Here is a 24,109-nt window from a genome sequence, read left to right as displayed (position 1 = left end):
GCGCCCATCAACCCGCGCCGCCACTATCGGCCAGGCGCGGCGGAATATAGTATTGCGCCCCTTTTCTTCATGGCAGGAAGCACACATGAACTACACCCGCGCCCAATTGAAATACCGGCTGTTCATCGGCGTAGGTGCACTGATGTTCACCGGCGCCTTGATCTCCACCGTGTTTTCCACCCTGCAGATGTTCAAGTGGCGCCTGGACGACTACACCGCCATGGCCGGCACCATCAACCGGCCGATCAAGAACTTCATGTACTGGCTCTACGAAAACACCCGGCCCCTGGACTGGTTCTGGAGTAACAGCCCGGTCCCGGATTTCATTCGGCTCAACAGTTCGCAGCACTGGAAATACCTGGTGATTTACCTGCTGATCTTCGTCGGTGCCGCGCTGTTCGCCTCGGGCCGGGCACTGATGCGCAAAGTGGCGGCCGTCGAACCCCATATCGAGGCCCAGCTCAGCGCCCCGGCGCAGGACGGCGTGCCGGTGATGACCCGCCAGCAGTTGGAGGACTCGACCCTGATCGGCGACGTGCCTTCGTTCTTTTCCCAGGCGCGCCTGCTGTACGTGCTGCCCCTGGGCATCGCGGTGGTCTTCCTCGGCCTACTGTGGACGCTGCGGGTCCTGTAGCGGCGGGTCCAGCAGCTCGTCCGCCACCGGGTACTTGACCACGACCCGGTTGCGGTACAGCAACTCCCGGCGCTCCAATTGCGGGTTCTGGCCCTTGGTCAGCACATCGCGCCAGATCTCGTTCTCACGCAGCACCCGGCTGCCCTCGCGAGTGAAGCGATGGCCGCGCTGGTAGATGTGGTAATTGAAATCCCGCGGCTGCTCGCACAGCAGTTCGCCTTCGAGCTGAGACTCGCCGACCTTCAACTTGAGCTGGAAGGTGCTTGTGCTCGGGTTATGCAGCACCAGGTCGATGTAGTTGTAGAAGATCGCCGCCCCCGAACCGAATGGCAGCACCCGGCCCTCGTCGGGAAAGGGGTCGAAGCTGTGGTTGGAACGCTCGACCACCACCAGCGGCGAGTGGATCGCCATCCAGTGAATCAGGTTGCTCAACTGGCAGATGCCACCACCGATGCCGCTGCGCGCCTCGCCGAACGACAGCTCCATGCCTTCGACAAACCCCCGCTCGCGGCTTGGGCGACCGACCAGGCGGCAAAACGAAAAGTACTCGCCCGGGGCAATGCGCACCCCATCGATACTGGCCACCGCCAGCCGCAGGTTGATCACCTTGTTGTGCTGCAGGGCCAGGTCGGAGTCGCCCAGTTTGCGGATCAGTTTCGAGGTGTGCTTGATATAGCGGTACGCCAGGCGCTCGCTGCCCGCCTCGGGGCGCGCATAACGCCGGCGGCCAAAGCGCCAGGCCAGATGCCGCACCAGGCGTTTTTGCCGGACCCGTAGCCAGTACAGGAGCGGGTGATACAGCGACAGGGGTTTCATCGATTGGCCCGCAGCCTTCGTCCGTGAAAAAACTGCGGCATCTTAACGGCAGCGCCCGGCGCAGCCTAGCCCAGCAGTTGGCTGAGCACCGCCCGCAGCTTGCCCGGCTTGACCGGTTTGTTCAGCAGCGGCGCGCCGAGCTGTTGCAGGGCGCGGCGGCACTGGTCGCTGCGGTCGGCGGTGATGATCACCGCCGGCAGCGGCAAACGGAAATGTTCCCGCAGGTTGCGCACCACCTCGCACCCTATGACCCCGTGATCGAGGTGGAAGTCCGCCAGGATCAGCTCCGGCGCCCGCCCCTGCAAAACCTCCAGTGCCCCCGCCTCGTCGGTCGCGGTCAGCACCTCGCAACCCCACTGCCCGAGCAGCGCGGCCATGCTTTCCAGGATGCTGACTTCGTTGTCCAGCACCAGCAGGCGTCGGCCCGGCAACGGGTTGCCGGTGCTCGGCTGCGGCATGGCCAGGCTGATGGGCAGCGGCACTTCGCCAGACAGCGGCACATCGATGCTGAACACCGAGCCGCGCCCTGGCTGGGAACGCACCAAAACCGGGTAGCCGAGGATCTTGGCAATGCGCTCGACAATCGCCAGGCCCAAGCCGACGCCCTTGCGATCGGCCGCGCGGCCGACATCCAGCTGGTTGAATTCGAGGAAGATCGAGTCCAGGCGATCGGCGGCGATACCGCGGCCGGTGTCCCAGACTTCCAGGCGCAGCATGGCCCCACGTCGGCGGGCACCGAGCAGGATGCTGCCGCGCTCGGTATAGCGACAGGCGTTGCTGAGGAAGTTGCGCAAGATGCGCGTCATCAGCCGCAGGTCGGTGAGTACCGCGAAATCACCGATGCGCGCGCGCAAATCGAGCCCGGTCGCCTCGGCCACCGACTGGAATTCCGAGACCAGCGGCGCCAGCAGTTCATCCAGGCGGTACAGCGCCACATCCGGCTTGACCGCGGCCTGGTCGAGCTTGGAGATGTCCAGCAGGTCGGTGAGCAGATCTTCGGCGCCTTCCAGGGCCTGGTGCGTACGCTCCACCAGCACCTTTTCGGCAGCGGGCAACTGGCGTTCACGCAGGGTGGAAATCAGCAGCCGCGCGGCATTCAAGGGTTGCAGCAGGTCATGGCTGGCGGCGGCCAGGTATTTGTCCTTGCTGCGGTTGGCGGCTTGCGCGGCGTCCCGGGCATCGCGCAGGGCCTGTTCGACCTGTTCCCGCTGGGCGATCTGCTGCTGCAGGTTACGGTTGGCCTCCAGCAGTTCGTCGGTGCGTGCCGCGACCCGTTGTTCAAGCTGGTCATTGAGTTGTTGCAGGCGCTGCTGGGCCAGTTTGCGCTCGGTGATATCGGCGACGAAGCCTTCCACCAGTTCATCCTGGTCCGGCTTGAGCAACAGGTTCATCAGCACATCGATGCTGCTGCCGTCCTTGCGCCGCAGCTGGGTTTCATAGCCCAGCAGGCTGCGCTGGCGTTGCAGCATTTCGCCTATGGCTTCCAGCTCCGGGGCACCGCCGACAAACAGGTTGCCGGCCAGGTCCGCCAGGGAAAACAGCACCTCCTGCGGGTCCTGATAACCGAGCATCCGCGCCAGGGCAGGGTTGGCGGCGCGCATGCCTTGCAGCAGGCTGCCCTGGAACACGCCATGCACGGCGTTCTCGAACAGCCATTTGTAGCGGTTGCGCTCGGCTTCCAGGTCGTCCAGGCGCGCCGCCAGCTCCGGGTAATGACTCTTGCGCGCCGAGTGGTTGCCCAGCCCCAGCAGCCCGGCGAGGGCGCGTTGCTGCTCCTCAGAGCGCTTCGCCATACACGACCTCGACGTCACGCTGGCTCGATTCCCGCGGGTTGGTGAGGATGCACGGGTCATCCATGGCGTGCTCCGAGAGGAACGGAATATCCGCGGTGCGCACGCCGTGCAGGCCCAGGGTTTCGTGGAAGCCGATGGCGTGCTTGAGGGCGATCAGGTGTTCGACCAAACGCCCGCAGATCTGTCGATGGTTGAGGCCGCGACAGTCGATGCCGAAGGTCTCGGCAATCACCTTGAAACGCTCCGGCGCCGAGCTGTAGTTGAAGGCCACCACGTGTTCTACCAGCACCGCGTTGCACAAGCCGTGAGGCAGGTCGAGGAAGCCGCCCAGGCTGTGGGACATGGCGTGCACCGCGCCCAGGATGGCGTTGGAAAACGCCAGGCCGGCCTGCATGCTGCCGAGCATGATTTTTTCCCGCAGGGCGATGTCGGTCGGATTGGCGATCATCTGCACCAGGTTGCCGTTGATCAGGCGCATCGCCTCCAGCGCGTGGGGGTCGGTCAGTGGACCGTGGCCGGTGGAGACAAAGGCTTCAATGGCATGCACCAGGGCATCGATGCCGGTACAGGCGGAGAGGAACGGGTCCATGCTCAGGGTGGTTTCCGGGTCGATCAGCGACACATCCGGCACCACCGCCTTGCTGACGATGGAGAACTTCATCCGTTCCTGCTGGTTGGAGATGATCACGAACTGCGACACATCGGCCGAGGTGCCGGCCGTGGTGGGCACCAGGATCAGCGGCGGGCTCGGCACGCGGATCATGTCCACGCCTTCGAACTCAAGGATGCTGCGCCCGTGGGCGACGACGATGCCGATGGCCTTGCCGCAATCCATCGGGCTGCCGCCGCCGACCGCGACGATCACGTCGCAGCCGTTCTCGCGGTAGATCTCGGCGCCCAGCATCACCTCTTCCACCCGAGGGTTGGGCGAGACCGCGCTGTACAGGCAATAGTCGACGCCCTGGGCCTGCAGGCTGGCCTCGATATCGGCCACCCAGCCGGCGGCGATCACCCCGGGGTCACTGACCACCAGCACCTTGCGCGCACCGAAGGTCTTGGCATAGTTGCCGACGTTGTGCCGACAGCCGGCACCGAAGATGATTTCCGGGGAAACGAATTTACGCAGCAGACTGAGATTCTGGCCCATGGGAAGCCTGTTTCTTGTTGTTCTGGAAGATGAACGCCAGCCTAAAGCATCCCGCTGCGAATGCAATCCGACCATCGGGTACCCCTGTAGCCGCTGCCTGACCTACGCCGTGGCAGTTCGAACACCACCCAATGCCTGTCGCCGCTGCCAGGCCCGCGAGGCTGCGCCGGCCCTGAAGCACGCCGTGGAACTGCGGTGGTTCCCGAGCCTGCGGCAGCGGCTACAGCAGGGGCTCAGAGGTGAATGTCCATCCCATCGAACGCGACCTCGATCCCGCGCCTGTCGAGCAGCGCCCGTTCGGCGGAGTCCTCATCGAGGATCGGGTTGGTGTTGTTGATATGGATCAGCACCTTGCGCGCCCTCGCAAAGCCGTCGAGCAGTTCGAGCATGCCGCCAGGACCGCTTTGTGCCAGGTGGCCCATTTCACTGCCCAGTTTGTCGCCGACTTCGCAGACGCGCATTTCATCGTCGCGCCACAGCGTGCCGTCCACCAGCAGGCAGTCGGCGCGGCGCATCCAGCCCAGCAGCTCCGGGTCTACCTGGCCCAGGCCCGGCGCATAAAACAAGGTGCCGCCGCTGCGCAGGTCCTCGACAAACAGGCCGATGTTGTCCCCCGGGTGCGGGTTGCCCCGGTGCGGCGAATAGGGCGGCGCGCTGCTGCGCAAGGGGATCGCCCGCAACCGCAGGTGCTCGCAGGCCGGGACGCTGAAGGCCTCGCCCGAAAGATCGATCGGCTGCCAGTCGAGGCCGCCGTTCCAGTGACTGAGCATGTTGAACAAGGGGAAGCCGCTGCTCAGGTCCTGATGGACCATCTCGGTGCACCAGACCTGATGCGGGCAGCCTTCGCGCAGGCTGAGCAGGCCGGTGCAGTGATCGATCTGGCTGTCCAGCAGGATGACCCCGGCAATCGCCGTGTCCCGCAGTTGCCGCGCCGGTTGCAGGGCCGGGAAGGATTCGAGTTGGGCGCGGATGTCGGGCGAGGCGTTGCACAGGATCCAGTCGACGCCGTTGTCGCTCAGGGCAATCGAGGATTGGGTACGGCGCAGGGCGCGCACGCTGCCGTCGCGCACGCCGGCGCAGTTGCGGCAGTTGCAGTTCCACTGCGGGAAGCCGCCACCGGCCGCGGAACCAAGAATGCGGATATGCATGGGCAAGCTCCCGGAATCGAGGAAGACTCCGGCCAACGCAGACGATTGACCGGAGCGGAACGCATCAGCGGTTGGCGAAATACATGGTCACTTCGAAGCCAATACGCAGATCGGTGTACGCGGGTTTATGCCACATGGGTCAATCCTCTTCTTGTGCCGGGCGATTCCGGTAGAGGCATTAATGCACGGGGGGCAACGGGGCCGAATGCTACTTTGGGACAAGCTGGCGGGGTGCGTTGGTAGGGGATGAGGTTGGGGGGCAACGCAAAACGGCGCGGCGTCCACCCAAGACGTCGCGCCGTTTTATTGTGTTCCTTCAGGTCGGAGCGAGGCAGCACCCAACTGCCCCGCTACGACCCTGCTTTTTAGAAAAAGCCCAGGGGATTGATGTCGTAGCTCACCAGCAGGTTTTTGGTCTGCTGATAGTGGTCGAGCATCATTTTGTGGTTCTCCCGACCCACGCCGGACTTCTTGTAGCCACCGAACGCGGCGTGGGCCGGGTACAGGTGGTAGCAGTTGGTCCACACGCGACCGGCCTTGATCGCCCGGCCCATGCGGTACGCGCGGTTGATGTCGCGGGTCCAGAGGCCGGCACCGAGGCCGAACTCGCTGTCGTTGGCAATCGCCAGGGCTTCGGCTTCGTCCTTGAAGGTGGTCACGCCCACCACCGGGCCGAAGATTTCTTCCTGGAACACGCGCATTTTGTTGTGGCCCTTGAGCAGGGTCGGCTGGATGTAATAGCCGCTGGAGAGGTCGCCCTCCAGGTGCTCGGCAGCGCCGCCGGTGAGCAGCTCGGCGCCCTCCTCCTGGGCGATTTTCAGGTACGAGAGAATCTTGTCGTACTGCTGCTCCGACGCCTGGGCACCGACCATGGTTTCGGTGTCCAGCGGGTTGCCGCGCTTGATCTTGACGATCTTCTTCATGACTTCAGCCATGAAGGGTTCGTAGATCGACTCCTGGACCAGCGCCCGCGACGGGCAGGTGCAGACTTCGCCCTGGTTGAAGAACGCCAGCACCAGGCCTTCGGCAGCCTTTTCAATGAACTGCGGCTCGGCCTGCATGATGTCTTCGAAGAAGATGTTCGGCGATTTGCCGCCCAGTTCCACGGTGGACGGGATGATGTTCTCGGCCGCGCATTTCATGATGTGCGAGCCCACCGGCGTGGAGCCGGTGAAGGCGATCTTGGCGATGCGCGTGCTGGTGGCCAGCGCCTCGCCCGCTTCGCGGCCAAAGCCCTGGACGATGTTCAGCACCCCGGCCGGCAACAGGTCGGCAATCAGCTCGGCGAACACCATGATCGACAGCGGCGTCTGCTCGGCCGGCTTGAGCACCACGCAGTTGCCGGCGGCCAGGGCCGGGGCGAGTTTCCAGGCGGCCATCAGCAGCGGGAAGTTCCACGGGATGATCTGCCCGACCACGCCCAGGGGCTCGTGAAAATGATAGGCGGCAGTGTGTTCGTTGATCTCGGCGGCCGAACCTTCCTGGGCGCGGATGCAACCGGCGAAATAGCGGAAATGGTCGGCAGCCAGGGGCACGTCGGCATTCAGGGTTTCGCGGACGGCCTTGCCGTTGTCCCAGGTTTCGGTGATCGCCAGGATCTCCAGGTTCTGCTCGATACGGTCGGCGATTTTCAGCAGCACCAGGGAGCGGTCCTGGGCCGAGGTCTTGCCCCAGGCGTCAGCGGCGGCGTGGGCGGCGTCCAGGGCCTTTTCCACATCTTCGGCACTGGAGCGGGGGAATTCGGCGATCACTTCACCGGTGACCGGCGAGGTGTTGCTGAAGTACTGGCCATTGACCGGGGCCACGAACTCGCCGCCGATAAAATTGCCATAGCGCGGCTTGAAGGAAACGACAGCGCCTGGGGTTCCGGGTTGTGCGTAGATCATGCTGGGCCTCTGCTTGGGTCGAAGCCTGTCGGTCAACAGGCGATACCCCGATGGTAGAGAGCCCCGGGCCCCAGACGAATGCGCCGTTGGCAGGGGGACTCTCGTTATTTGGTAGTAGGGCGGGGCCGCTTGCGGCCCAGTTGCAAGCCTGGAGCTGCAAGCGCCAAGTGCGGAGCGGAACGCGGTCAGCTTGCCGCTCGCGCCTGCTGCACACCCAAAGCGCTACACCAAAAGCTCGTTACTTGCAGCTTGTAGCTCACTACTGCTTCACCAAAGCCTTGGGCAACTTGAAGGTCCAGAGCATGCCGCCCTGGTTGAAGTCCTTGACGCGTTTGGCCACTTCGCCGCCCCACAGCGGCACCGCGCCGCCCCAGCCGGAAAGCACCGAGACGTATTGCTCGCCGTCCATTTCCCAGGTCACGGGCGAGCCCAGGACCCCGGAGCCGGTCTGGAACTCCCAGACTTTCTCGCCGGTCTTGGCGTTGAAGGCCTGGAGGAAACCTTCCGGGGTGCCGGTGAAGACCAGATTGCCCTTGGTGGTCAGGACGCCGCCCCACAGAGGCGCGTAGTTCTTGTGGCGCCAGACTTCCTTGCCGCTGACCGGGTCGATGGCGCGCAGCACGCCGATATAGTCCTCGTTCAGCGGCTTGATGGTGAAGCCCGCACCGAGGAACGCCGCGCCCTTCTTGTAGGCGATGCCTTCGTTCCAGATGTCCATCCCCCACTCGTTGGATGGCACGTAGAACAGCCCGGTGTCGCGGTTGTAGGCCATCGGCATCCAGTTCTTGGCCCCGAGGAAGGCCGGGGCGACGAACACCGAAGAACCCTTGGCCTCGCTGCCCGGGGCGCCCGGACGGCTGGCTTCGTTGTAGATCGGCCGGCCGTTTTTATCCAGGCCGGTGGCCCAGGTGATCTTGTCGACAAATGGGAAGCCGCGGATGAACTTGCCGTTGGTGCGGTCCAGCACGTAGAAGAAACCGTTGCGGTCGGCGGTGGCCGCCGCTTTGATTTCCTTGCCGCCTTCCTTGTAGTTGAAGGAAATCAGCTCGTTGACGCCGTCATAGTCCCAGCCGTCGTGGGGCGTGCTCTGGAAGTGCCATTTGATGCTGCCGTCGTCCGGGTTCAGCGCCAGGCGCGACGATGAGTAGAGGTTGTCGCCGGGGCGCAGGTGGGAGTTCCACGGTGCCGGGTTGCCGGTGCCGAACAGCAGCAGGTTGGTTTCCGGGTCGTAGTAGCCCCCCAGCCACGGCGCCGCACCGCCGGTCTTCCACAGGTCGCCGGGCCAGGTCTTGCCGGCCTCGCCACCGGAGATGCCGTTCTCCACCGCCTTGCCGTCCTTGTAGACGTAGCCCATATGGCCCTCGACCGTGGGCCGGGTCCACAGCAGGTCGCCGTTTTTCGGGTCGTAGGCTTCGATCTTGCCGACTACGCCGAACTCGCCACCGGCGACCCCGGTGATCAGCTTGCCGTTGATCACGATCGGGGCGGCGCTGATGGAATAGCCTTCCTTGTGGTCGGCGACTTTCTTGCTCCACACCACCTTGCCGGTGTCTTTGTTCAGGGCCACCAGCTTGGCGTCCAGAGTGCCGAAGAACACCAGGTCGCCATACAGCGCCACGCCCCGGTTGATCACGTCGCAGCAGGGGCGGATGTCATCCGGCAGGCGCGCGTCGTATTGCCAGAGCTTCTTGCCGGTGCGCGCATCCACGGCGAACACCCGCGAATAGGAGCCGGTCATGTACATCACCCCGTCCTTGATCAGGGGCTGGGCCTGCTGGCCGCGCTGCTTCTCGCCGCCGAACGAAAACGCCCAGACCGGCCGCAGCTCCTTGACGTTGTCGACGTTGAGGGTATCTAGCGGGCTGTAGCGCTGACCCTGGACCCCGAGGCCGTTGGTGACGATCTGCTCGGGGTTCTGCGGGTCCTGGAGGATTTCCTGATCGGTGACACCAGCCAGCGCCGTACCGGACAGCAGCATGGCGCTGAGCAACAGGCTCACGGCGAAGGACGGGCGACGTGCGGGATGGGACATGGCGGCTACCTCTGCGGTTTTTTGTTGTACCCGGGAAATTTTCCCGGTCTGGCGCAGATTCTTGGTCCCGGCCCGCTTCCCAACAATTACCCGCAGTACGGAGTTTTCTAGTTCCTTGGTGGGGGGTAAATGTAAGAGCGCGGCTGTGAACACGCCTGTGGCGAGGGCGCTTGCTCCCGCTCGGCTGCGCCGCGGCCGTAAAACCTGGGTACGGGTTGCAACAGGCAGACTCCATGCGCCGGGGTTGGGGTTGCTTTGCAACCCAGCGCGAGCAAGCGCCCTCGCCACATGAAGCCCTTCAGCAGCGCCAACACCTTCGTCACAGAAAAAACCCTCGGCGCCTGGACTACTGCGTGTCCACACGCCGCAACTGTTGCCGCTCATAACGCGGGTACAGGTGGCTGACGCTGCGGATCAGCTCGTAACGGCTCAGGCTGATGCCGGCAAAACGCTCGGGGATGGGGCGGCGGATCATCTCGGCCATGTCATCGCCCTGGGCCGCGCCGTCGCGCATCAACTGGTCGAGCCAGCCCAGGTAATCGCGCATCTGGGCAAAGGGCGCGGCATCGCTGGCCAGCGGTCCGTGACCGGGGACGATCAGTTTCCAGGGCAGGCCCTGCAAGGTGTCCAGGTCCTTGAGCCAAACGTCCAGCCCGGGGCTGTTGGGGGTGGTCAGGGCGCGCTGGTAAAACACCAGGTCACCGGCGAACAACACCCCAGTTTTTTCATCCAGGATCGCCAGGTCCGCCCCGGTGTGCCCGCCCAACCCCAGCAGGCGCAACGGGTGGCCACCGATGTTCAGGGTGCCGGGCTCCAGCACCTGGGTCGGCAGCACCACCTCGGTGCCGCGCATCCAGTCGCCGACCATGCGGTACATGTTCTCGGCCATGGCATCGCCCTGCTGGCGCAGCAGGTCGGTGGTGCCGGCCAGGGCACCGATCGGCACGTCGACGAAGGCCTGGTTGCCCAGCACATGGTCCGGGTGATGGTGGGTCAGCAGCACCTGGATCACCGGCTTGTCGGTGGTCGCGGCAATTGCCCGGCGCAGGGCTTCGCCGTAGCGCCGGGAAGGCCCGCTGTCGATCACCACCACCCCGCTGTCGGTGACGATAAACCCGGTATTGACGATATTGCCGCCATTGTTCTTGGCGAAGTTGTCGGTGCTGCCCTCAAGCAGCCAGGTGCCTTCGGCGATCTGCCGGGGCTTGAGGTGGTAGTCCAGCTCGGCCCACGCCGGCAGGCACAGGCTCAGGCACAACAGCAGTATCCAGCGCATGGCGCGCTCCCTTGTTCAGCGAATGGGGTGCGGCAATGGGCTCAGGGAATCGCTGCCTCGAACTCATTGCCGCTGTTGTCACGCAGCAGCAAGCGGGTCTGCCCGGCGCCCTCGAGGTCGAACCCCAGGTTGGGGTTTTCGCTGACCGCCGGAAACAGCTCCAGGCGCGCCAGCACCTGGCCCTGGGCGTCCTGCAGTTCGGCGTGGTTGAGGAAGAATTCGGGGATGCCGCTGACCATGCCGTTGTCCATCGGGTGCGCCACCTGCAAACGCAGGCGGCTGGAGTCGCCGCGGGGGTAGCGCCCGCCCAGGACTTCGCCGATGTGCTCCTCCCAGCCGGGCTGGGTGCGCACCACACTGGGCGCGGTACAACCGCCGCCGGCGGCGTCGATCAGGGTCGAGCCGACGTGCCACAGGCCGTCGCGGGTCTGCACCGCCGCCCGCAGCGGCGTGGCCTGCTCGATACGGATGCGGATCGACAACCAGGGCTGTACCCCGGGCCCGGGCTGGAAGTCGACAATCTTCGGCAACGGGTTGAGCTCGGCCCAGGCGAGGATCTTCACCACCTGCCCCGCGAATGCCCGGGCATCGATCTCCAGCGGCACCTGCCGTGCATCCTCGGCAAAGGGCGGCGCCAGCAGCTTGACCCGGTCATCGAAAACAAAGGGCGCATCGCCGAGCATCTGCTTGTGGTAGAAGGCCCACATCACCGAGGGCACCGGGTCCTTGCCCGGGTCGACCGTCGCCGCCTGGCCCGCCAGGGGCAGCCAGCAGATCAGCAGCCAACTCGCTCGCCAGTTCATCACACGCTCCTATTGATACATCTGCGGGACTTCGTAACGCAGGCCGTAGCCGGCGTAGAGCGCCTTGAGCGTGCCGTCGCGGATCAGCCCTTCCAGGGCCTCTTCCACGGCGTAGGCCAGCTGGCGATTGCTTTCATGCACCGCCATGCCGATCTCCCACAGCTGCTTGCCCATGTTCGGGTAGGCGTTTTCGGCGAGCGCCAGTTGCGGGTCGGCGGCCTGGTGCACCTGCCAGTCGATCTCGCCGCGCATGGCCATGACGGCGTCCACCTCGCCGGCTTTCATCGCGGCAAAGGCCTGGCCGACATCGGGGTAATGATGGGTCTTGGCACTGAGCATGCCGTTGAACACCGAGGTCAGGTAAAACGACGGCACACTGTCGACCTCGACCCCGATCGGGTGCTGCTCGAACACCGCCACGCTGGCCACCGAGTCCAGGCGGCGCCGATCATAGGCCACCTGCCAGCACTCGCTCTGGTACGGGCCGAACATCACCACATGGTCATTGTTCAGCTCCCCCAGTTCGTTGCGTTTTTGCGCGTAGTCATGGTCGTAGGGCACGCGCATCATCAGGTCGGCCAACTGCTGGTTGCGCAGCTGGCTGCCGCGCCAGATGTAGTCGCGCAGGTCGTCGTCGAGTTTTTCCCCGGGCGGCGCCCAGATCAGTTGCAGGCGCACGCCCAGGGCCTTGGCCAAGGCTTGCGCCAACTCGACGTCGACCCCCTTGGCCTGGCCCTGGTCCTCGAAGCTGTAGGGGGCGAAGTCCTTGTAGACAGCGACCTTCAATTCGCCGTCGGCGATCATCTGGTCGAATGTGCGCACCTGCGCCTGCGCCGCCTGGCAGCACAGCAGCAGGCCGGTCAACAGCGCGGCAAACAGGCGCATGGCGCTTACTCCTCGACGTGCACGCTGTCCAGGTAAGTGCGCACCGCCCACAGGGCTTCCTGGCTCAGGTAGTCGGCCATTTTCGGCATGTACACCCGGCCGTCACGCACGGCGCCATGGCGCACGCGTTCGACAAACCACTCATCGCCGGCTTCGCCGACATCGAGCATGCGCAGGTCAGGGGCGATACCGCCGGACTTGGCTTCAAGGCCATGGCAGGCCGCGCAGTTCTGGTTGTAGGCCGAGGCGCCGATTTCCACCGCCTTGTCGTGTTCCGCGGAGGTGCGGTACGGGTTGACCGCCGCCCAGCCGTCGCCATCCACGGTCACGCCTGCGTCCTTGACAGGGGTCAGGCCTTTGGTTTCCACCGCCTGCGGCACCACGTTGCCATGGGCCCAGACCGCACCGGTACTGATCAACCCGGCCAGGAGCCCTACCGCGAGCAAGGCGTTGCGTTTTGTTGTCATTGTTATGCCCTCAAGATTGCACGCAAGACCTCTCTACAGAGGCTATGCCGCCATCTTATGAACACCCCCGCGCCAGCCGTATGCTGCTTTGGTGGTCGGCCCCTACTCCCTTGGTAGTAGGGCTTGTGGCGAGGGCCTAAATCATGTGCCGCCTGGGAACTTTTCCCGGCAAGGGCGGGACTTTTTCCGTATCTGCAAAACCGGCGGCAACCCACCCTATGCAGGCCAAAACCTCCACTGGGAACTGCAACCATGACAATAAGATCGCTACCCGCCCTTTCGCCCCTGACCCTGTCTGTGCAAGCCTTTTGCTGGTCAGCAGCCTGTCGCTGACCTCGGCCGCCGTGGCCGCCACCGCCCCGGCGGCGCCTGCCACCAAGAACGTGACCTGGGAAGACATCGCCAACGATCACCTGACCACCAAGGACGTGCTGCAGTACGGCATGGGCACCAATGCCCAGCGCTGGAGCCCCCTGGCCCAGGTCAACGACAAGAACGTGTTCAAGCTGACCCCGGCCTGGTCCTACTCCTTCGGTGACGAAAAACAGCGCGGCCAGGAATCCCAGGCCATCGTCAGCGACGGCGTGGTCTACGTCACCGGTTCCTATTCCCGGGTGTTCGCCCTCGACGCCAAGACCGGCAAGCGCCTGTGGACCTACAACCACCGCCTGCCGGACAACATCCGTCCGTGCTGCGACGTGGTCAACCGCGGGGCGGCGATCTTCGGTGACAAGATCTACTTCGGCACCCTCGATGCGCGCCTGATCGCCCTCGACAAAAACACCGGCAAAGTGGTGTGGAACAAGAAATTCGGCGACCACAGCGCCGGCTACACCATGACCGGCGCCCCGGTGCTGATCAAAGACAAGGTCACCGGCAAGGTGCTGCTGATCCACGGCAGCTCCGGCGATGAATTCGGCGTGGTCGGCCAACTGTTCGCCCGCGACCCGGACACCGGTGAAGAGGTGTGGATGCGGCCCTTCGTCGAAGGCCACATGGGCCGCCTGAATGGCAAGGACAGCACCACCACCGGCGACGTCAAGGCGCCGTCCTGGCCCGATGACAAGACCACCGAAACCGGCAAGGTCGAAGCCTGGAGCCACGGCGGCGGTGCCCCCTGGCAGAGCGCGAGCTTCGATGCCGAAACCAACACTATCATCGTCGGCGCCGGCAACCCCGGCCCGTGGAACACCTGGGCCCGGACCTCGAAAGACGGCAACCCCCACGACTACGACAGCCTCTACACCTCGGGCCAGGTCGGCGTCGACCCGAGCACCGGCGAGGTCAAGTGGTTCTACCAGCACACGCCGAACGATGCCTGGGACTTCTCCGGCAACAACGAGCTGGTACTGTTCGACTACAAGGACAAGGACGGCAAGGTGGTCAAGGCCACCGGACACGCCGACCGCAACGGCTTCTTCTACGTCGTAGACCGCAACAACGGCAAACTGCAGAACGCCTTCCCCTTCGTCGACAACATCACCTGGGCCAGCCATATCGACCTGAAGACCGGTCGCCCCGTGGAAAACGAAGGCCAGCGTCCGGCCAAGCCATTACCGGGTGAAACCAAGGGCAAGCCAGTGGAAGTCTCGCCGCCGTTCCTGGGTGGCAAGAACTGGAACCCCATGGCCTACAGCCAGGACACCGGGCTGTTCTACATCCCGGGCAACCAGTGGAAGGAGGAATACTGGACCGAGGAGGTCAACTACAAGAAAGGCTCGGCCTACCTGGGGATGGGGTTCCGCATCAAGCGCATGTACGACGACCACGTCGGCACCCTGCGTGCGATGAACCCGACCACCGGCAAGGTGGTGTGGGAGCACAAGGAACACCTGCCGCTGTGGGCTGGGGTATTGGCGACCAAGGGCAACCTGGTGTTCACCGGCACCGGCGACGGTTTCTTCAAGGCCTTCGACGCGAAAACCGGCAAGGAGCTGTGGAAGTTCCAGACCGGCAGCGGCATCGTTTCGCCGCCGATCACCTGGGAACAGGATGGCGAGCAGTACATCGGCGTGACCGTGGGTTACGGCGGCGCGGTGCCGCTGTGGGGTGGCGACATGGCTGAGCTGACCAAGCCGGTGGCGCAAGGCGGTTCGTTCTGGGTGTTCAAGATCCCGAGCTGGGATACCAAGACCGCCCAGCGCTAACCGACGTGTGGCGAGGGCGCTTGCTCCCGCCGGGCCGGGCTGGCGTACCAGCGCGCAGCGGCCCCGAAACCCGCCCACACGCTAGCTCAGGCATAGCGCGTGGGCCGGATTCACCACGGCTACGCCCCGGGGCGCCGGCCAGCCCGCGCCCTCACCACACCCGCCTTCACTCCAGCCGGAGAACCGCACCATGAACTATCTGCCACTGGCCCTGCTGCTGACCCTCTCCCCTGCCTTCGCCGTGAATATCGACGACGACGGCAACGATGTCCCCCTGACCATCAACGGTTGCCTGATCGACGAATCCAGCCAGTGCCCTGGCGCCAACTTGCGCGGGGCCAACCTGGCCAACCAGGACCTGCGCAAGATGAACCTGGCCGGCGCCGACCTGCGCGATGCCGACCTGCGCCATGCCCAGCTGGACCTGGCCAACCTGGAAAAAGCCCAGCTGCAAGGCGCCAACCTGACCCGCGCCAGCTTACAGCAGAGCAACCTGCGCCTGGCGGATTTCACGGGCGCCAAGCTGATGTCGATTCAGGGCTGGGGGATGTTTGCCCAGGGGGCGCAGTTTCAAAACGCCAATTTGAGCGGTGCCTATCTGCAATTTGCCAGGTTGTCCGGGGCCAAGTTGCACCAGGCCAATCTGCAGGCTGCCGACCTGGAAATGACTTGGTTGAGCAAGGCGGATTTGCAGGGGGCGGATTTGCGGGATGCGAATCTGCAGGAGGCCAAGTTTGGCGAGAGTAATCTGGAGCGGGCGAACCTGAGTGGGTCGCGGCAGCATTATGCGAATTTTCAGGATGCGAATATGGAGGGGTGTGGGGGGTGTCCGGGGAGTTGGGATAAGTAGGGGGTCGGTCGGGGGATTTGGGATTGGGGGCAGATCCGTTGCTGCGGTTGTGGCGACTATGGGTTCCGCCCTTACGGCGGCTCACTTTTGAACAGCGCAAAAGTAAGCAAAACGCTCTTGCCCCACCACTTGGTGCCTCGCCTAGGCTCGGCATGCCCTCACTCCAGCATTGATCCGTGGGCCGCCGCAATGGGCCATCCATGGCCCAGTGCGGCTAACCCGGCGTCCTGCCGGGTTGCCCACGGCTCACTGCCTGCGTTCGGCCATCGTGGTTTAACGGGGCGCTTCAGATCAAAATCAAGAGCGAGGCGGCCCTCCGGCCGGCCTGGGCCGGTACCTGCGCGTCCCGTCCTCCCTAAAATCAAGGCGCCTTAACCGGCCATCTGTAGCCGCTGCCGCCAGGCTCGGGCCGCGCTCGGACGCTGGCCCTCACTGACACCCAATACACCCGATAAAAACACAGCGCCCATCCCGGCCAGCGCAGCCTCATGCCGCGTTTGGACCCTGGCCCTCAACAACACTCACCAACCTGATAGACCACCGCGCCAATGCCGCCCAGCGCAGCCTGGCGGCAGCGGCTTCAGATTTTGATCTACCCGCCCCTTCGGCAGGCCGAGTGGAGGTGTTCATCAGGGGATTGGCGCGCAGCGCCCTTCGACGCAGTCGAAGACGTCGCTGGAAGCGATGCCCCCTGAGGGACGCCGGAACGAGGGAACCCGAGCGCAGCGAGGGCCGTACGCTCGGGGCGAGACTTTTGGTTCCTTTTGGCTGGGCCGGCATTCCGGGCGTTTGCCAAAAGTACCTCGCCGTAAGGGCGAAACCCTAAGCCGCCGTTACCGCAGCAACGGATAAGCCCCCCAAAAAATCACCCCGCCACCCTAACCACCCCCATATCAATCCCCAAATGCACCAACTCCGCATGAGAACTAACCTGCAACTTGCTCTTGAGCATGGTCAGATAGTTGGACACCGTTTTCGCACTGATGCACAGCTGCTGCGCAATCAACCGCGCCGGTGTGCCCTTGGCCAACATCACAAAAATCTCCAGTTCGCGCTGGGTCATGCTTTGCAGGCGCGGGTCGCTGGCATTCTGCTGGGGCGTGCAGGCCAGTTGCGTGGCCAGGGGTTGTTCGATGTAGGCGTGCCCCGCGAGGATCCTGCGCACCGCCTCGATCAACACCTCAGGTGCCGAGTTCTTCGTCAGGTAGCCTGAAGCCCCCGCATCCAGCGCCTGACGCACCAGCGGCAGCTCGTCATGCATGCTGAAGAACAGCACCCGCAGCTGTGGCAAACGCTGGCGCAAGCGCCGGGTGGTTTCCAGGCCGCTGATGCCGGGCAGGCCAAAATCCATGATCACCAGGTTCGGCACCTCTTCCTGGACCCGAACCAGGGCCTCCTCGCCCGTGGCCGCTTCGCGCACCTGGATCGCCGGCAACAAGGCCCGCAGCAGGCTGGCATAGCCCTGGCGGACCACCGCGTGGTCATCGACCAGCAAAATATTCATCACGCCTCCAAGGGAATGCTCAAGGCCAGCGCCCAACCGGCGCCGGGCTGACTGTTGATGCGCAGTTCGCCACCCAGGCTGCGGGCGCGTTCGAACATCGAATGCAGGCCCACCCCAGGCTGCTGCGGCTGCTGGGCGCCACGGCCGTTGTCGCGGATCGACAGGCGCAGGCGCCCGGCGCGGTGTTGCAGGCGCACCCGTACCCGGCTCGCCCCGGCGTGGCGGGCGACGTTGGTCAGGGCTTCCTGGAGCAGCCGATACAGGTGAGTCTTGCTCGGCATCGACAGCGGCGGCAGGTATTGGTCTACCCGCAGCTGGCAATCGATGCCCTGGCTACCCCGCCAATGCTCCACCAGCAGGCCCAGGGCCTGGTCCAGCGGCAGGTGTTGCAGCACCACCGGATACACGTCGTGCACCAGGGCGCGAAAGCCCTGTTGCAGGTGTTCGCAGTTCGATTCCAGGGCTTGCACCGTCTGCGCCAGCAGCGCCGGCTGGTCGGTCACCACCCGCAGCAGGCAGGCCTGGGCGCGAATCCCCGCCAGGTATTGCCCAAGGTCATCGTGCAGGGTCTGGGCCAGGTGGGTGCGCTCCTGTTCCTGTACCGCCAGCAGGGCCTGGGTCAGGTGCGTGTTATCGGCCCGGGCCTGTTCCAGGGCCTCGACCATGTGGTTGAAGTGGCCGGCCAGCTGCCGCGCCTCGGGCAGGCCCTCGGCTCGCAGGCGCACCGCCAGTTGCCCGCCCGACACTTGCCGCAAGGCGCGCAGCAGGTCGTCCAGCAGGCCCATGCCGCGGCGCACCGCCCAGCAGATGGTCAGCAGGCTGAGCAACAGTGCCATGCCACACAGGCTCAGCAGTTGCTGCAATGAATCCCAGACTTCATCGATCTCATCACTGGGGTCGACGCCGATCAGCACTCGGCGCCCGTCGCTCAAGTCCAGCACCTTGTGGCTGCGACGGCTGCCGTCGAACAATTGGCGACCGAGCCAGGCATCCAGCCCCTGCTCGGGGGCCAGTTCAAGTGACTCGCCCGGCGCCAGCCAGTGCACCCGCACATGGCGCAGGCTGCGGGTCAGGCGCGGTTGCAGGCTGGCCGGATCGCGCTCGGCCGTTTCACCCAGGTACTGCACCACCGCCTCGGCCGATTGCAGCTCGCGCTCCACATCCGCCACCGCCTGGTGCAGCAGCAGCGCCATGCAGGCCAGCGTGACCAAGGCGAAAAACGCCGTCACCCAGAGGTTGATCCGCCACAGTGCCGACATCCCTAACGCCCCGGCACTGCAGGCGCGACCAGGGTCTGCAAGGGGCGCGCCGGGTGCAGTTTGTCGACGCCGATCAGGCTCAGGATCAGTAACAGCGGCAACAGCAACGCTTTGAGAATCCGCATGTTCGGTGCTCTCCAAGGTGGCGATGCAAGGAAGGTGGCGTGCCAGGTGACCGTTGCCCTCATGCTAAAACCGCGCCGGAGCCAGCGGGGTACTACCTTGGTACTGGCCGAGCGGTACTTTCTGCATATTTCCCCGCCCGCCAGGGCTTCCTATGCTGACGCCTCCCCTAGCGGAGTGCCCCATGCGCCAGCTCGTCAGTTACGCCTTGATCTACTTGCTGGCGATTGCCAGCGCCGCGTTGCTGGCGACCCAAAGCCAGGCCGACGAGGGCACGCTGAGCGTGCGCATCGGCTACCTGGGGTATCGCCCCGACCCCGGCCCGCTGCTGTCCAACGTCATTCCCGAGCCCAATGACGCCGGTGAGCGCGGCGCGCAATTGGCGATCGAGGACAGCAACAGCACCGGGCGTTTTCTCAAGCACGACTACCAACTGCGCAGCGCCAGCGTCGACAGCCCCGAGGCCCTGCTGCAAGCCGCCCAGGCCCAGCACGCCGAGGGCCTGCGGCTGTTTGTGGTCAATGCCCCGGCGGCCAGCCTGCGCCAGCTCAGCGCCGCCCTGCCCGACAGCCTGCTGTTCAACGCCGGCAGCGCCGATGACAGCCTGCGCAGCACCGCCTGCCTGGGCAACGTGCTGCACAGCCTGCCGAGCCGGGCCATGCTCGCCGACGCGCTGGTGCAGTTCATGGCCGTGCGCAAATGGCAGCGCGCGCTGCTGATCGTCGGCCAGACCCCGGACGACGAGGCCTATGCGGCCGCCCTGCGCCGCGCCAGCAAGCGTTTCGGGGTGAAGATCGTCGCCGAAAAACCCTGGAGCTTCGACAACGACCAGCGCCGCAGCGCCCAAGCCGACATGCCGCTGTTCACCCAGACCGCCGAATACGACGTGGTGCTGGTGGCCGACGAACGCGGCGATTTCGGCGAGTACGTGCCGTACCAGACCTGGTACCCGCGGCCGGTGGCCGGGACCCAGGGCCTGACGCCCACCGGCTGGCACAAGACCGTGGAAACCTACGGCGCCGCGCAATTGCAGAAACGCTTCGAGGCCCTGGCCGGACGCTGGATGAACGACCGGGATTTCGCCGCCTGGATCGCCGTGCGCAGCATCGCCAGCGCCGTCAGCAAATTGCGCCAGGCCGACCCCGTGGCCATCCAGCAGCTGGAACTGTCCGAGCAGTTGCCCCTGGACGGGTTCAAAGGCCGCAAGCTCAGCTATCGCCCGTGGAACGGCCAGTTGCGCCAGCCGATCCCCATCGTCCAACCCCGGGCACTGGTCAGCACCTCGCCCCAGGACGGCTTCCTGCACCCCTTCAATGAAATGGACAGCCTGGGCTACGACAAGCCCGAGGTGACCTGCCGCTACCCCTGATCCCAACACCACAACAACAAGGAATCCGCCATGCGTCGCACCCTGCTCTCATGCGCCCTGCTGCTCGCTGCCGGAAACGCCGCGGCCGCCACCGCCTGGGTCTCCAACGAGAAAGACAACAGCCTGAGCCTGATCGACATGCAGACCCTGCAAGTCACCGAGACCCTGCCCGTGGGCCAGCGTCCGCGCGGGTTGCTGCTGTCCCACGACAATAAGCTGCTGTACATCTGCGCCAGCGACTCGGACCGGGTCCAGGTGATGGACGTGGCCACGCGCAAGATCATCAAGGAACTGCCGTCCGGCAAGGACCCCGAGCAGTTCGCCCTGCACCCCAACAACCGCTGGCTGTATGTGTCCAACGAGGACGATGCGCTGGTGACGGTGATCGATACCGAGACCTCCAAGGTCATCGGCCAGATCAATGTCGGGGTCGAGCCCGAAGGCATGGCAGTCAGCCCCGACGGCAAGTGGGCGGTCAACACCAGTGAAACCACCAACATGCTGCACTGGATCGACACCAGCACCCAGACCCTGGCCGACAGCACCCTGGTGGATCAGCGCCCGCGCTTTGTCGAGTTCAACCAGGACGGTTCGCAGCTCTGGGCCTCGGCGGAAATCGGCGGCACGGTGACCATTCTCGACGTCGCCACACGCAAGATCCTCAAGACCCTGAACTTCCAGATCAAGGGCGTGCACCCCGACAAAGTGCAGCCGGTGGGGATCAAGCTCAGTGCCGACGGCCAGTACGCTTTCGTCGCCCTGGGCCCGGCCAATCATGTGGCGGTGATCGACGCCAAGACCTTCGAAATTCTCGACTACCTGCTGGTGGGCCGGCGCGTCTGGCAGTTGGCATTTACCCCGGACCAGCGCCAACTGCTGGCCACCAACGGCGTCAGCGGCGACGTCTCGGTGATCGATGTGCAAAGCCGCAAGGTGCTGAAGTCGATCAAGGTCGGGCGTTATCCGTGGGGCGTGGTGGTTACCCCATGAATGCCCTGGAGGTCAGCCAACTGAGCTTTGCCTACGGCCCGCGCGAGGCCCTGAAACAGGTCAGCTTCAGCCTGGCACCCGGGCGTTTTGCCGCGTTGCTGGGGCCCAATGGCGCCGGCAAGTCGACCCTGATCGCCTTGCTCACCCGGCTGTATGACGTGCAGCAGGGCGAGGTCCGGGTCGGCGGTCATTCCCTGCGCGAGGCCCCGCGCCCGGCCCTGCGCCAATTGGGTGTGGTGTTCCAGCAAAGCACCCTGGACCTGGACCTGAGCATCGAGCAGAACCTGCGTTACCACGCGGCGTTGCACGGTTTGTCACGGCGCCAGAGCCATGCCCGCATCGACGCTGAACTGGAGCGCCAGGGCCTCGCCGAGCGCCGGCGGGAACGGGTCCGCGAGCTCAATGGCGGGCACCGGCGGCGGGTCGAAATCGCCCGCGCGCTGTTGCATGAACCGCGCCTGTTATTGCTCGACGAGGCCAGCGCCGGCCTCGACCCGGCCAGCCGCCTGGCCCTCAACCAGCACATCCGCAACCTGTGCCGCGAGCAGCAGTTAAGCGTGCTCTGGACCACCCACCTGCTGGACGAAGTGCAGGCCAGCGACGACCTGCTGATCCTGCATCAGGGCCGGCTGGTGGCCAGCGGACAGGCCGCGGCCTTGAGCCAAGAACACGGCGGCGATCTCGATTCGGCCTTCGCCCGCCTCACCGCCCCATCCCCTTCTGGAGTCGCAGGCCGATGAACGCCTACTGGCAGTGTTTCAGCGGTATCGTGCTGCGCGAATGGCTGCGTTTCGTATTGCAGCGCACGCGCTTTCTCAGCGCCCTGGTGCGTCCGCTCCTGTGGCTGCTGGTGTTCGCCGCCGGCTTTCGCGCGGCACTGGGCATCGCCATCATCGAGCCCTACGACACCTACATCCCCTATGAGGTCTACATCATCCCCGGGCTGGCCTGCATGATTTTGCTGTTCAACGGCATGCAGGGCTCGCTGTCGATGGTCTACGACCGGGAAATGGGCAGCATGCGGGTGCTGCTCACCAGCCCCCTGCCCCGGGCCTTCCTGCTGGCCAGCAAGCTGTTGGCCACCTCGCTGATCTCGTTGCTGCAGGTCTATGCCTTCCTGGCCATCGCCTGGCTGTACGGCGTGCAGCCGCCGGCCATGGGCTTGCTGATGGTCTTGCCGGCGTTGCTGCTGGTGGCCCTGATGCTGAGCGCCCTGGGGCTGCTGCTGTCGAATGCCATTCGCCAGCTGGAGAATTTTGCCGGGGTGATGAATTTCGTGATCTTCCCGTTGTTCTTCCTGTCGTCAGCGCTGTACCCGCTGTGGAAGATGCTCGAAGCCAGCCAGTGGCTGTACTGGCTGTGCGCCCTCAACCCCTTCACCCATGGCGTGGAACTGGTGCGCTTTGCCCTGTACCAGCGCTTCAACCCGTTGGCCCTGGCGGTGTGCCTGGGCCTGACCCTGCTGTTCTCGCTGCTGGCGGTGCTGACCTTCAACCCGCAGCATGCGGCGCTGCGCAAACAGGGCTGAGGGCGCCGCCGAGGCCTGCTGCGGGCAGAAAACAGTACTTTCGTAGCGGTTTTACTGTCTATCGTCGCATTCACAAAGCTCCATCCGTGGCATGTAATGGGCCTATAACAAGAAGGATAAAAGCCCTATGCCACGTGCCCTGCGTTGTCTGTTACGCCCCTGCCTGGCACTTGCCTGGCTGAGCCTGCTGGCCGGCCCGGCACACGCCGAAACCCCGCTGTTTTCCGCCGAGGGTTATCGCACCAGCCTGTACCGCAGCCCGACGCCGAACCAGTTGGACGGTGCGCAGATCATCGACACCCCCGCCCTGCAACAGCTGCTGCAACAGACCCCGCGCCCGGTGCTGGTCGATGTCTATCGCCGGCAATGGCTGCAAGGCCGCTTCATCGAGGACGAACCCCATGCCAACCTGCCCGGCAGCCTGTGGCTGGCCAATACCGGCGACGGCGAACTCGGCGCGCCCTGGCAGGCCTACTTCGCCCGCCATCTGCAACAAGCCAGCGCCGGCCGCCTGGAACAACCGTTGGTCTTTTATTGCCGATCCGATTGCTGGTTGAGCTGGAACGCGGTAAAACGCGCCGCAGCATTGGGCTATAAAACCCTGTATTGGTACCGCGACGGCCTCGACGCCTGGCAAGCCGCCAACCTGCCCGTGTCGCCAGCCCAGCCCGAACCCTTTCCCTGAGCCAATACCCGCGTGCTCCAGCCCCACCACAATCAAAAAATAACGAGGTGAAAGGCCATGTACAAAATTCTGATTGCCGACGATCACCCCCTGTTTCGTGAAGCGATCCACAACGTTATCAGCGATGGTTTCCCCGGCAGCGAAGTCATGGAAACCGCCGACCTGGAAAGCGCCCTGGCCCTGACCCAGCAGCACGACGACCTGGACCTGATCCTGCTCGACCTGAACATGCCGGGCATGCACGGCCTCAACGGCCTGATCAACCTGCGCAACGAAGCGCCGACCATCCCGGTGGTGATCGTCTCGGCCGAGCAGGACAAGCAGATCGTGCTCCAGGCCATCACCTATGGCGCGGTGGGGTTTATCACCAAGTCTTCGCCGCGCTCGCAGATGACCGAGGCCATCGAGCAGATCCTCAACGGCAACGTGTACCTGCCGCCGGACATCATCCGCACCCAGAAGAGCAGCTCCGGGCGGCGCATGAACGAAAACCCCAGCTTCCCGCCGGAACTGCTCCAGGCCCTGACCCGCAAACAACTGCTGGTGCTCGAACGCATGACCAAGGGCGAATCGAACAAACAGATCGCCTACACCCTGGACATCGCCGAAACCACGGTCAAAGCCCACGTCTCGGCCATCCTGCGCAAACTCAACGTCCACAACCGCGTGCAGGCCATCCTCAGCGCCGGGGACATCGACTTCGGCGCCTATTTGCGTCGTTGAGCCGGTAGCCCATCGGCGTCTGAACGCGCCCCGAAACGGGAAGC

23 protein-coding genes are annotated in these 24,109 nt (G+C 64.7%); 9 read left to right on the top strand and 14 right to left on the bottom strand.

Translation table 11 applies throughout. From position 1 onward, the window contains the following. Nucleotides 1–85 precede the first annotated feature (85 nt). Nucleotides 86–634 (top strand): YniB family protein, encoded by a 549-nt coding sequence (locus tag JFU57_RS18780; RefSeq protein WP_078473720.1) that lies wholly within the window; start codon nucleotides 86–88, stop codon nucleotides 632–634. Here the strand turns inward: JFU57_RS18780 and JFU57_RS18775 are convergent. The 11 genes from JFU57_RS18775 to pedF form a co-directional block, all read right to left on the bottom strand. Continuing rightward, nucleotides 608–1,450, bottom strand: coding sequence for a VanW family protein (locus JFU57_RS18775; protein ID WP_201130359.1), 843 nt, complete (start codon nucleotides 1,448–1,450; stop codon nucleotides 608–610). The genes JFU57_RS18780 and JFU57_RS18775 overlap by 27 nt on opposite strands. Before the next feature lie 65 nt (nucleotides 1,451–1,515). After that, nucleotides 1,516–3,243 carry a hybrid sensor histidine kinase/response regulator gene (locus tag JFU57_RS18770; RefSeq protein ID WP_078473722.1) on the bottom strand — a complete coding sequence of 576 codons (1,728 nt, stop codon included), beginning with the start codon at nucleotides 3,241–3,243 and terminating at the stop codon, nucleotides 1,516–1,518. Continuing rightward, on the bottom strand, nucleotides 3,227–4,390 hold the full coding sequence (gene ercA / locus JFU57_RS18765; protein ID WP_078473723.1) for an alcohol dehydrogenase-like regulatory protein ErcA: 1,164 nt from the start codon (nucleotides 4,388–4,390) through the stop codon (nucleotides 3,227–3,229). The genes JFU57_RS18770 and ercA overlap by 17 nt, the downstream gene beginning before the upstream one ends. A gap of 233 nt (nucleotides 4,391–4,623) precedes the next feature. Continuing rightward, nucleotides 4,624–5,538 (bottom strand): pyrroloquinoline quinone biosynthesis protein PqqB, encoded by a 915-nt coding sequence (pqqB, locus tag JFU57_RS18760; RefSeq protein WP_201130358.1) that lies wholly within the window; start codon nucleotides 5,536–5,538, stop codon nucleotides 4,624–4,626. A 64-nt stretch (nucleotides 5,539–5,602) separates the two neighbouring features. Beyond that, a complete protein-coding gene (pqqA, locus tag JFU57_RS18755) occupies nucleotides 5,603–5,674 on the bottom strand; it encodes a pyrroloquinoline quinone precursor peptide PqqA (RefSeq protein WP_011060521.1) in 72 nt (23 codons plus the stop codon). A gap of 229 nt (nucleotides 5,675–5,903) precedes the next feature. Further along, nucleotides 5,904–7,424 (bottom strand): acetaldehyde dehydrogenase ExaC, encoded by a 1,521-nt coding sequence (gene exaC, locus JFU57_RS18750; protein ID WP_078473725.1) that lies wholly within the window; start codon nucleotides 7,422–7,424, stop codon nucleotides 5,904–5,906. 259 nt (nucleotides 7,425–7,683) lie between these two features. After that, nucleotides 7,684–9,456: a PQQ-dependent methanol/ethanol family dehydrogenase gene (locus JFU57_RS18745; RefSeq protein WP_078473726.1), complete on the bottom strand. Its 1,773-nt coding sequence runs from the start codon at nucleotides 9,454–9,456 to the stop codon at nucleotides 7,684–7,686. Nucleotides 9,457–9,802: 346 nt separating this feature from the next. Next, nucleotides 9,803–10,732: a quinoprotein relay system zinc metallohydrolase 1 gene (locus JFU57_RS18740; protein WP_201130357.1), complete on the bottom strand. Its 930-nt coding sequence runs from the start codon at nucleotides 10,730–10,732 to the stop codon at nucleotides 9,803–9,805. A gap of 41 nt (nucleotides 10,733–10,773) precedes the next feature. After that, complete coding sequence (locus JFU57_RS18735; RefSeq protein ID WP_078473728.1) at nucleotides 10,774–11,535, bottom strand: quinoprotein dehydrogenase-associated SoxYZ-like carrier; 762 nt, start codon at nucleotides 11,533–11,535, stop codon at nucleotides 10,774–10,776. Nucleotides 11,536–11,544: 9 nt separating this feature from the next. Beyond that, the gene (locus tag JFU57_RS18730) at nucleotides 11,545–12,420 is read right to left on the bottom strand and encodes a substrate-binding periplasmic protein (RefSeq protein WP_078473729.1); all 876 of its coding nucleotides are present in this window, start codon (nucleotides 12,418–12,420) and stop codon (nucleotides 11,545–11,547) included. Between the two features lie 5 nt (nucleotides 12,421–12,425). Continuing rightward, a complete protein-coding gene (pedF, locus tag JFU57_RS18725) occupies nucleotides 12,426–12,887 on the bottom strand; it encodes a cytochrome c-550 PedF (protein WP_020299999.1) in 462 nt (153 codons plus the stop codon). A gap of 308 nt (nucleotides 12,888–13,195) precedes the next feature. On the opposite strand from pedF, the gene exaA reads away from it, so the two are divergent. Together exaA and JFU57_RS18715 are read left to right on the top strand one after the other, a co-directional pair. Continuing rightward, nucleotides 13,196–15,034: a quinoprotein ethanol dehydrogenase gene (gene exaA / locus JFU57_RS18720; RefSeq protein WP_207202212.1), complete on the top strand. Its 1,839-nt coding sequence runs from the start codon at nucleotides 13,196–13,198 to the stop codon at nucleotides 15,032–15,034. A gap of 190 nt (nucleotides 15,035–15,224) precedes the next feature. Continuing rightward, nucleotides 15,225–15,884, top strand: a complete 660-nt coding sequence (locus tag JFU57_RS18715; protein WP_201130356.1) for a pentapeptide repeat-containing protein — start codon at nucleotides 15,225–15,227, stop codon at nucleotides 15,882–15,884. Between the two features lie 865 nt (nucleotides 15,885–16,749). Here the strand turns inward: JFU57_RS18715 and JFU57_RS18710 are convergent. The 3 genes from JFU57_RS18710 to JFU57_RS33440 are packed head-to-tail and all read right to left on the bottom strand — an operon-like array spanning nucleotide 16,750 to nucleotide 18,772. Continuing rightward, on the bottom strand, nucleotides 16,750–17,388 hold the full coding sequence (locus tag JFU57_RS18710; RefSeq protein ID WP_020300002.1) for a response regulator: 639 nt from the start codon (nucleotides 17,386–17,388) through the stop codon (nucleotides 16,750–16,752). Beyond that, nucleotides 17,388–18,647, bottom strand: a complete 1,260-nt coding sequence (locus JFU57_RS18705; RefSeq protein WP_201130355.1) for a HAMP domain-containing sensor histidine kinase — start codon at nucleotides 18,645–18,647, stop codon at nucleotides 17,388–17,390. Before JFU57_RS18705 ends, JFU57_RS18710 begins: the two co-directional genes overlap by 1 nt. 2 nt (nucleotides 18,648–18,649) lie before the next feature. Next, nucleotides 18,650–18,772: a hypothetical protein gene (locus JFU57_RS33440; RefSeq protein WP_020300004.1), complete on the bottom strand. Its 123-nt coding sequence runs from the start codon at nucleotides 18,770–18,772 to the stop codon at nucleotides 18,650–18,652. A 182-nt stretch (nucleotides 18,773–18,954) separates the two neighbouring features. On the opposite strand from JFU57_RS33440, the gene JFU57_RS18700 reads away from it, so the two are divergent. From JFU57_RS18700 to JFU57_RS18675, 6 genes are all read left to right on the top strand, one after another. After that, the gene (locus JFU57_RS18700; protein WP_201130354.1) at nucleotides 18,955–20,139 is read left to right on the top strand and encodes an ABC transporter substrate-binding protein; all 1,185 of its coding nucleotides are present in this window, start codon (nucleotides 18,955–18,957) and stop codon (nucleotides 20,137–20,139) included. Between the two features lie 30 nt (nucleotides 20,140–20,169). Beyond that, the gene (locus JFU57_RS18695; RefSeq protein ID WP_020300006.1) at nucleotides 20,170–21,129 is read left to right on the top strand and encodes a YVTN family beta-propeller repeat protein; all 960 of its coding nucleotides are present in this window, start codon (nucleotides 20,170–20,172) and stop codon (nucleotides 21,127–21,129) included. Then, the gene (locus JFU57_RS18690; RefSeq protein WP_201130353.1) at nucleotides 21,126–21,869 is read left to right on the top strand and encodes an ABC transporter ATP-binding protein; all 744 of its coding nucleotides are present in this window, start codon (nucleotides 21,126–21,128) and stop codon (nucleotides 21,867–21,869) included. The genes JFU57_RS18695 and JFU57_RS18690 overlap by 4 nt, the downstream gene beginning before the upstream one ends. Continuing rightward, nucleotides 21,866–22,657 carry an ABC transporter permease gene (locus tag JFU57_RS18685; protein ID WP_078473786.1) on the top strand — a complete coding sequence of 264 codons (792 nt, stop codon included), beginning with the start codon at nucleotides 21,866–21,868 and terminating at the stop codon, nucleotides 22,655–22,657. The genes JFU57_RS18690 and JFU57_RS18685 overlap by 4 nt, the downstream gene beginning before the upstream one ends. Nucleotides 22,658–22,784: 127 nt before the next feature. Further along, nucleotides 22,785–23,342, top strand: a complete 558-nt coding sequence (locus JFU57_RS18680; protein ID WP_020300009.1) for a PQQ-dependent catabolism-associated CXXCW motif protein — start codon at nucleotides 22,785–22,787, stop codon at nucleotides 23,340–23,342. 57 nt (nucleotides 23,343–23,399) lie between these two features. Continuing rightward, nucleotides 23,400–24,065, top strand: coding sequence for a response regulator transcription factor (locus JFU57_RS18675; protein WP_078473787.1), 666 nt, complete (start codon nucleotides 23,400–23,402; stop codon nucleotides 24,063–24,065). Nucleotides 24,066–24,109: the final 44 nt, after the last annotated feature.

It is taken from the genome of Pseudomonas sp. TH07, assembly GCF_016651285.1.
Lineage (GTDB): Bacteria > Pseudomonadota > Gammaproteobacteria > Pseudomonadales > Pseudomonadaceae > Aquipseudomonas.
This window is presented reverse-complemented; position numbering and strand designations above follow the sequence as displayed.

Coding starts and splice junctions, on each gene's coding strand:
- ercA (WP_078473723.1), bottom strand. CDS start 4,390: ATGGGCCAGAATCTCAGTCTGCTGCGTAAATTCGTTTCCCCGGAAATC.
- JFU57_RS18685 (WP_078473786.1), top strand. CDS start 21,866: ATGAACGCCTACTGGCAGTGTTTCAGCGGTATCGTGCTGCGCGAATGG.
- exaC (WP_078473725.1), bottom strand. CDS start 7,424: ATGATCTACGCACAACCCGGAACCCCAGGCGCTGTCGTTTCCTTCAAG.
- JFU57_RS18740 (WP_201130357.1), bottom strand. CDS start 10,732: ATGCGCTGGATACTGCTGTTGTGCCTGAGCCTGTGCCTGCCGGCGTGG.
- JFU57_RS18680 (WP_020300009.1), top strand. CDS start 22,785: ATGCCACGTGCCCTGCGTTGTCTGTTACGCCCCTGCCTGGCACTTGCC.
- JFU57_RS18775 (WP_201130359.1), bottom strand. CDS start 1,450: ATGAAACCCCTGTCGCTGTATCACCCGCTCCTGTACTGGCTACGGGTC.
- JFU57_RS18780 (WP_078473720.1), top strand. CDS start 86: ATGAACTACACCCGCGCCCAATTGAAATACCGGCTGTTCATCGGCGTA.
- JFU57_RS18695 (WP_020300006.1), top strand. CDS start 20,170: ATGCGTCGCACCCTGCTCTCATGCGCCCTGCTGCTCGCTGCCGGAAAC.
- JFU57_RS18700 (WP_201130354.1), top strand. CDS start 18,955: ATGCGCCAGCTCGTCAGTTACGCCTTGATCTACTTGCTGGCGATTGCC.
- JFU57_RS18770 (WP_078473722.1), bottom strand. CDS start 3,243: ATGGCGAAGCGCTCTGAGGAGCAGCAACGCGCCCTCGCCGGGCTGCTG.
- JFU57_RS18675 (WP_078473787.1), top strand. CDS start 23,400: ATGTACAAAATTCTGATTGCCGACGATCACCCCCTGTTTCGTGAAGCG.
- pedF (WP_020299999.1), bottom strand. CDS start 12,887: ATGACAACAAAACGCAACGCCTTGCTCGCGGTAGGGCTCCTGGCCGGG.
- JFU57_RS18730 (WP_078473729.1), bottom strand. CDS start 12,420: ATGCGCCTGTTTGCCGCGCTGTTGACCGGCCTGCTGCTGTGCTGCCAG.
- pqqB (WP_201130358.1), bottom strand. CDS start 5,538: ATGCATATCCGCATTCTTGGTTCCGCGGCCGGTGGCGGCTTCCCGCAG.
- JFU57_RS18735 (WP_078473728.1), bottom strand. CDS start 11,535: ATGAACTGGCGAGCGAGTTGGCTGCTGATCTGCTGGCTGCCCCTGGCG.
- JFU57_RS18710 (WP_020300002.1), bottom strand. CDS start 17,388: ATGAATATTTTGCTGGTCGATGACCACGCGGTGGTCCGCCAGGGCTAT.
- JFU57_RS18745 (WP_078473726.1), bottom strand. CDS start 9,456: ATGTCCCATCCCGCACGTCGCCCGTCCTTCGCCGTGAGCCTGTTGCTC.
- JFU57_RS18705 (WP_201130355.1), bottom strand. CDS start 18,647: ATGTCGGCACTGTGGCGGATCAACCTCTGGGTGACGGCGTTTTTCGCC.
- JFU57_RS18690 (WP_201130353.1), top strand. CDS start 21,126: ATGAATGCCCTGGAGGTCAGCCAACTGAGCTTTGCCTACGGCCCGCGC.
- JFU57_RS33440 (WP_020300004.1), bottom strand. CDS start 18,772: ATGCGGATTCTCAAAGCGTTGCTGTTGCCGCTGTTACTGATCCTGAGC.
- JFU57_RS18715 (WP_201130356.1), top strand. CDS start 15,225: ATGAACTATCTGCCACTGGCCCTGCTGCTGACCCTCTCCCCTGCCTTC.